This is a genomic window from Paramaledivibacter caminithermalis DSM 15212 (assembly GCF_900142245.1).
GTDB lineage: Bacteria > Bacillota > Clostridia > Peptostreptococcales > Caminicellaceae > Paramaledivibacter > Paramaledivibacter caminithermalis.
In genome coordinates this window covers 1-1,637 of record NZ_FRAG01000144.1, presented here as the reverse complement: position 1 = coordinate 1,637, position 1,637 = coordinate 1, and the positions used below count along the sequence as shown (strand labels likewise).

Annotated in this window: 2 protein-coding genes; one reads left to right on the top strand and one right to left on the bottom strand. The window is 29.3% G+C overall.

Annotated elements, in window-relative coordinates; genetic code table 11:
* Positions 1 to 388: 388 nt before the first annotated feature.
* Positions 389 to 1,249 carry a hypothetical protein gene (locus BUB36_RS18930; protein ID WP_073153909.1) on the top strand — a complete coding sequence of 287 codons (861 nt, stop codon included), beginning with the start codon at positions 389 to 391 and terminating at the stop codon, positions 1,247 to 1,249.
* Positions 1,250 to 1,303: 54 nt separating this feature from the next.
* Here the strand turns inward: BUB36_RS18930 and BUB36_RS18925 are convergent, their stop codons facing one another.
* Complete coding sequence (locus BUB36_RS18925) at positions 1,304 to 1,492, bottom strand: hypothetical protein (RefSeq protein WP_073153906.1); 189 nt, start codon at positions 1,490 to 1,492, stop codon at positions 1,304 to 1,306.
* Positions 1,493 to 1,637: the final 145 nt, after the last annotated feature.

Genomic DNA, 1,637 nt, shown 5'->3' with positions numbered 1-1,637 from the left:
TAATATCAATAAACTTCATTTTATCTTCTTCATCAATTAATATATTCTTCTTCTCATTCCCCCTCATCATTATATGATATATCTTGGTTTTACTTATCTCTCTTTTTTGTCTTGGCATTTTTTCCTCCATCTTTTAGATATATATCATATATAAAAAAACGAGTCAAAAAGAACCATCACTTTGACTCTTAAGGCTATCCTAAATATGTATTTAGGATAGCCTTTGAATATTAAAAATATTGGAAATATTAAAAACAGTTTTAAATTTCACAGATATTAATATTTTATTAATTTAAAACATTTTTCTCAATTTTCTACATTTTTTTCAAGGGATTTATGATATTTTTTAAAAAAATAAAATATCATATTAAAAGGAGATGATTTTAAAATGAAAAAACTATTGAGCACCATGATGATTCTAATTCTTATTTTCTTAATGGCTCCAAATGTATTTGCAGAAAGCCAGAATACAACAAATTCTTATACTGTATCTGAATACGAATTACTCAAGCCATATTTAGAAAAAAATTTAAGCGAATTACTAGAAATGGGACTTTCTACAGAAGAAGCTGAACATATGTTAGATATGCAAAAAAAAATATTTAACAAAGTAAAAGAGTGCACTCAATATAATGAGAAAAAATTATTCCAATTAGGTTACTCTGAAAAACAAATAGATGCATTTAGTAAAATTAATTCTATGGATGCAAAATCATTATCATTAGATATGATTCCAAGGAGTGCTTGGGCATCAGTAACTTTCAATTGCCAAAAGGAAGGCTCGATAAATGATGAATATTGGTTCTCGTTTGATTGGGAATGGACAGGTCAGCCTTTCATTACTAACACTGATACTATTGCTTTTGCATGGGATAATGGTTTTAGAGTTTCAAGAGAAAATATTACATGCAGCATAGACTACTATAGTATGGGTTCCTATTATACCACACATCAAGTAACTGATAAAGAAAGTGATATAGAAGTGTCTCCTGGTGAAGGTTTTCGTGTAAAATTTGCCATGTCTGATTCAGGACCTGAAAATAGTAGTTTTGCAAAATGTGGCTACGGTAGTTTTACTCTCTCTAGACCTAATGAAAATAATAGTACTGATATTCAAATAGTATGGGGGTATGGTCATTCAACATTTTCACTTGGAGGATTTGGTTTAAATGTGGGTTTTCCTTCTCTAAGTGTTAACACAGGAGTAGAAAAAATGTACGAAGAAGATGCCATATTCCAACTTAATTAAATTACTAAAAACCTAATACAAATTTTAAATATAGGAGTTAGCTAAACTACTTAGTTAACTCCTATATTTTTTCATACTATCAACTATTATATATGTGCATGTTGCTATCGTCATATTTAGTAATGCTATTGCCGCAAGAATTAACCCAACACTATTTGCTCCATATCCGATTACCCCTCCGATAAAAAATGATAAAAATATGGTTCCCAAAAGAACTACAAATCCACAAATTATATAATTCATGATATCATCCTTCACTAAATTTTGGAAGTCATCGGTGACGGTTCTTTTGAAGTCATCGGTGACGGTTCTTTTTGACTCATTTTATCCTTTGAACGATATTTCTATTAATACCTAAAATATTAGCTATTTGCCTTATTGACAAATC